Origin of the sequence: Cryobacterium sp. 10I1, assembly GCF_035019805.1 — a bacterium.
In the GTDB taxonomy this organism is placed as follows: Bacteria; Actinomycetota; Actinomycetes; order Actinomycetales; family Microbacteriaceae; genus Cryobacterium; species Cryobacterium glucosi.
Genome location: NZ_JASJVF010000296.1, coordinates 1 through 3,704, shown reverse-complemented (window position 1 = coordinate 3,704; position 3,704 = coordinate 1). Strand labels below are relative to the sequence as shown.

The 3,704-nt window shown below is 68.4% G+C and carries 3 protein-coding genes and 1 pseudogene; 3 read left to right on the top strand and 1 reads right to left on the bottom strand.

The annotated features are described in order from the left end of the window. Positions 1-228, top strand: a pseudogene (locus QN345_RS16790) (diaminopimelate epimerase); the annotation flags it as partial. Positions 229-367: 139 nt separating this feature from the next. Here the strand turns inward: QN345_RS16790 and QN345_RS16785 are convergent. Continuing rightward, positions 368-991, bottom strand: coding sequence for a class I SAM-dependent methyltransferase (locus QN345_RS16785; protein WP_134559737.1), 624 nt, complete (start codon positions 989-991; stop codon positions 368-370). 41 nt (positions 992-1,032) lie between these two features. Here QN345_RS16785 and hflX point away from each other — a divergent pair, with 41 nt between their 5' ends. Then, the gene (gene hflX, locus QN345_RS16780; RefSeq protein ID WP_134559735.1) at positions 1,033-2,583 is read left to right on the top strand and encodes a GTPase HflX; all 1,551 of its coding nucleotides are present in this window, start codon (positions 1,033-1,035) and stop codon (positions 2,581-2,583) included. A gap of 205 nt (positions 2,584-2,788) precedes the next feature. Continuing rightward, positions 2,789-3,704 (top strand): methylenetetrahydrofolate reductase (locus tag QN345_RS16775; RefSeq protein ID WP_323508917.1); only part of this gene is annotated, 916 nt, incomplete at its 3' end.

Below are 3,704 nucleotides of genomic sequence, written 5' to 3'. Positions count from 1 at the left end.
CGCGTCCACGCACGCGGCAGCGGCGAGACGCTCTCCTGCGGCACGGGAGCCGCAGCGGCCGCCCTCGCGACCCGGCACTGGGCGGGCGCGGGAGCCCCGAACCAGTGGCGCGTCGAGGTGACCGGCGGCACGCTCGGCGTGCGGATGTTCCCTGCAGAGGACGGCGAGCACGTCGCGCTCTCCGGGCCGGCCGAGCTCGTCTACGACGGCGTCTTCCGCCTCAACTGACCAAGGCCCCCAGGTCGGGGATTCGCCCGTCCCTGCCGCGAGAGTACGAATATGGCCCCTTCGCGGTCCGCGAAAGGGCCATATCTCCGCTCTCGCGGAACCTTGCGGGCGCGGGCTCAGCGGGGGAGTGCTCTCGCGGTTAGAGGGTGGGGTCGCCGTGGCGCTTGACGCGGAGGACCCGGAAGCCCTTGCTGATCGCGAAGCGGGAGACCGCGAAGTCGTGGGGGAGTTCGCCGTCGAGCCAGCGCTGCAGGGAATCGGACCCGAGGTTGCGCTGCACGACGAGCCAGGCATCCGAATCGGGCTCGAGGCGCGGTAGCCAGCTACTCAGCAGGTTGTGCAGCTCGTTCTTGCCGACCCGGATCGGCGGGTTCGACCAGATCGTGCGGAACTGCACGTGCGAGGGAACCTGGTCGGGTGTGACGGCCGTGATGTTCGTCAGCCCGAGCTTCTCGGCATTCAGCCGTACGAGGTCGAGGGCGCGCTCGTTGACGTCGACCGCCCAGATCGTGGCGCGCGGCGAAGCGAGCGCGAGGTGGAAGCTGATCGGACCCCAGCCGCAGCCGAGGTCGAGGAAGTCGCCCCCCGGCGGCGGCGCCGGCGTGTTCTCGAGGAGCACCTTGGTACCCGTGTCGATGTGGTCGGGACTGAACACCGAATTGGCGGTCGTGACCTCCCGCGCCTGACCGCCCAGGTGCACGGTCACCTGCTGCAGCCTGAGCTTGCTGTCGGGGGCAGGGGTGAAGTAATGGTCGGAGGGCATAGAGGGAACCTACCGCTCTTCGAGGAAGTAAGGTTAAAGGAATGATTGAACCAGTTGAAACCCCGGACGACGACGTTGTGGCACGGGTCCTTGCCAGTGCCGATTCCAAGGCCGCCGGCTACTCCCTGTTCCGCAGCGGGAGCGCCCAGGCCCTCGACGCCGAGCCCCGCTCCGACGAACACGATGACGGCCATGACGGCGCCCAGCTCGACCGCGAAGACCGCAACGCCCTCCGCCGCGTTCCCAGCCTCTCCACCGAGCTCGAGGACGTCACCGAGGTCGAATACCGGCAGCTGCGCCTCGAGAACGTCATCCTGATCGGCCTCTACACCCAGGGCACTGTCGCGGACGCCGAGAACTCCATGCGCGAACTCGCTGCCCTCGCCGAGACCGCGGGCGCCACCGTGCTCGACGGCCTCATGCAGCGCCGCGCCACCCCGGACACGAGCACCTACCTCGGCAAGGGCAAAGCGCAGGAACTCGCCGGCATCGTCAAGGCGCTCGGCGCCGACACCGTCATCGCCGACACCGAACTCGCGCCCAGCCAGCGACGCGCCCTCGAGGACGTCGTCAAGGTCAAGGTCATCGACCGCACCGCCACGATCCTCGACATCTTCAGCCAGCACGCCAAGAGCAGGGAGGGCAAGGCGCAGGTCGAACTCGCCCAGCTCGAATACCTGCTGCCCCGCCTCCGCGGCTGGGGTGACTCCATGTCGCGCCAGGCCGGTGGCCAGGTCGGCGGAACCGGTGCCGGAATGGGTTCCCGCGGCCCCGGCGAGACGAAGATCGAACTCGACCGTCGTCGCATCCACACCCGGATGTCCCGGCTGCGCAAGCAGATCCTGGCCATGAAGCCGGCCCGCGAGGCCAAGCGCGCCAACCGCAAGCGCAACGCCGTGCCCTCCGTCGCCATCGTCGGCTACACCAACGCCGGCAAGTCGAGCCTGCTCAACCGGATCACGCGCGCCGGCGTGCTCGTCGAGAACTCCCTCTTCGCCACGCTCGACGCGACCGTCCGGAAGTCGACAACGAGCGACGGCCGGCTGTACACGCTGACCGACACCGTCGGCTTCGTCCGCAACCTGCCGCACCAACTCGTCGAGGCCTTCCGGTCGACCCTTGAAGAGGTCGCCGACGCCGACGTCATCGTGCACGTCGTCGACGCCTCCCACCCCGACCCGGCGAGCCAGCTCGCGACGGTCCGCGAGGTCATCGGTGAGGTCGGCGCCCGGGAGATCCCTGAGCTCGTCGTCTTCAACAAGAGCGACCTCGTCACGGACGACGATCGTCTCGTGCTGCGCGGCCTCTGGCCGAAGGGCATCTTCGTCTCCACCCGCACGGGTGAGGGCGTCGACGAGGTGCTCGCCGCGATCGCCGGACTGCTTCCGCGCCCGTCCATCGAACTCGACCTGCTCATTCCCTACGAGCGTGGCGACCTGATCGCGATGCTGCACGCCCAGGGCACGGTGCTCACGACGGACTACGCCGAAACCGGCACCCGGGTGCGCGCCCTCGTCACGACGGAGATCCAGTCCCAGTTCGCACCGTTCGCCGTCGCACCGGCGGCCGCCGTGCCCGCCGTCGCAAGCTGAACCAGGTAACGAACGGTCACACTCGTGCAATCCGATTAAGGGATTGCTAGAGTTTTCTTCAATCGTTGCCGACGGATTTCTTCCGCCGGCATGGAGCGACAGCCGAGCCCGGCACCCGCCCGCGAACACCCGCCAGGGCTTTCTGGCGGTCCGCGGCCGCCCGGCCATTCAGTGCACACACTGGCTACTGTCGAATGAGGAATGAATGTCCACTCCAACGGACTCCGCCCGCACACGGCGCATCCCCTTTTCGTTCGAGCTGTATCCGCCGAAGACGGATGCCGCAGCATCCGCTCTCGCGACGACGATCGACCATCTCGCAGCGGCGGGCCCCGACTTCCTCTCGGTCACCTACGGGGCCAACGGATCCTCACGCCGCTCCTCGCTCGACGTTCTCAGCCGCATCCTCCGCACGACGAACGTCGAAGCGATGGCCCACCTCACCTGCGTCGGCTCCACCCACGACGAGGCGAACCGGCTGATCCGCGAATTCCTCGACGCCGGAGTGCGCAGCTTCCTCGCCCTCCGCGGCGACCCCCCGGCAGGCACGAAGGAGGGCGAGGCGTTCCTCGGCGACTTCGGCAGCGCCGCCGAACTCGTGCAGCTCATCCACCGGGTTCAGGCCGAGAAGTCCCCGTACCGCGAGACGATCATCCCCGGTATCCCCGCCGCACGCGCCGTCAAGCCCGGCCACGAGAAGGTGCGGATCGCCGTTGCGGCGTTCCCGAACGGCCACCCCCGGTCACGTTCCTCGGCGCAGGATATCGACACCCTGCTCGCCAAGCAGGCCGCGGGCGCGAACCTCGGCATCACCCAGCTCTTCTTCCACGCCGACCACTTCCTGAGCTTCGTCCAGCGCGCCAGGGAAGCCGGAGTGCTCTTCCCGATCCTGCCCGGCATCATGCCGGTGACCAGCCCGGCCAGGCTGCGGCGGATCATCGAACTCTCCGGTGAGCAGATGCCGGCAGACCTGTCCATCCGGCTCGAGATCGAACCGACCAAGGAAGGACAGCGTGAGATCGGCATCCAGCACGCCGTCGACCTCGCCAGCCAGGTGATCGCCGGGGGAGCGCCCGGTCTGCACCTCTACGCCTTCAATCAGCACGAGACCGTACTGGAGG

Excerpts from the sequence above, each read along its gene's own strand:
- hflX (WP_134559735.1), top strand. The coding sequence starts at position 1,033 with ATGATTGAACCAGTTGAAACCCCGGACGACGACGTTGTGGCACGGGTC.
- QN345_RS16785 (WP_134559737.1), bottom strand. The coding sequence starts at position 991 with ATGCCCTCCGACCATTACTTCACCCCTGCCCCCGACAGCAAGCTCAGG.